General features: G+C 46.2%; 2 protein-coding genes. Both read left to right on the top strand.

All coding sequences use genetic code 11. From position 1 onward, the window contains the following. The coding region (locus tag AB0J06_RS26445; RefSeq protein ID WP_357432393.1) for a hypothetical protein at positions 1-807 on the top strand (807 nt) is incomplete at its 5' end. After that, positions 804-1,053, top strand: a 250-nt coding sequence (locus AB0J06_RS26440; RefSeq protein WP_357432391.1) for a hypothetical protein, incomplete at its 3' end; no start/stop codon positions are given. The genes AB0J06_RS26445 and AB0J06_RS26440, both read left to right, overlap by 4 nt.

Raw genomic sequence — 1,053 nt, 5'->3', positions numbered from 1 at the left:
GGTGGCGTGGTCGCCACGGTCACCGTCGCACGGTTCATCATGGCCCACCCCGGCCGCCGCCTGAAGCAGTGTGCTTTTGATCAGATTTATCGCTCAACAACTATTGGCGAAATCGATAATAAAAGTTTTGATTTGGTGGTATGCGCCGGAGCGCCAGCGAAAAAGTGGATGGCCAACAAAGATCCTGCGGCTGACCTTGAAAAAATTAACGGGCTTATTGCTCACCTAAAAAATATTCAGTGTAAAAGATTTGTCTTAATTAGTACCGCGGATGTTTTTAAAGACGCGGTAGGTGTCAACGAAGATTCGCCTGTCGATGAGCATGACCTTCATGCGTACGGTTTGCATCGCCGACTGCTGGAAAAATTTGTTGAAGAGAACTTTCCTGATAACCTGATTGTTCGGTTGCCTGGTTTGGTTGGTCCTGGGCTCAGGAAAAATATAATTTTTGACTTTTTAAATAGTAATAATCTGGATGCGGTAGACAGTCGGGGGATTTTTCAGTTTTATCCGATGGTTAATCTTTGGTATGACATTCGGACGGCGATGGCAGCCGACTTAAAACTAATTCATCTTACAGCAGAGCCTATTAGTGTTGGTGAAGTTTCTATGGAGGGTTTTGGTAAGTTTTTTTCTAATGAGCTACCTAACGACTATGCAACTTACGATTTTCAAAGCAAGTATGCGGCGCTTTTCGCAGGGCGAGGAGGGTATCAATATAGCGCACGCGATACGCTCCAGGCAGTTCGATCCTACGCCCAATCGGAGCCACATATAGCTAGCGTAGTTCGGGGGGGAGCGTCATGAGACTTGCCGTATCCAATATCGCCTGGGATGTGTCGGAAGATGAAAAAATTGCGGCGCTTTTATGTCGCAATTCTATAAATGCTATTGACATCGCGCCAGGTAAATACTTTCCGATTCCTGTCGCTGCGCTGGATGAGGATATTGCTCGTGTAAAAGAATGGTGGGCGGAACGGGGCATCGAAATTACTGGTATGCAGGCCCTTTTATTCGGAACCACAGGGCTAAATTTATTTGGATCTGTTGAAG

The sequence above is a fragment of the Micromonospora sp. NPDC049679 genome, assembly GCF_040659735.1.
Taxonomy (GTDB): domain Bacteria; phylum Actinomycetota; class Actinomycetes; order Mycobacteriales; family Micromonosporaceae; genus Micromonospora_I.
This window is presented reverse-complemented; position numbering and strand designations above follow the sequence as displayed.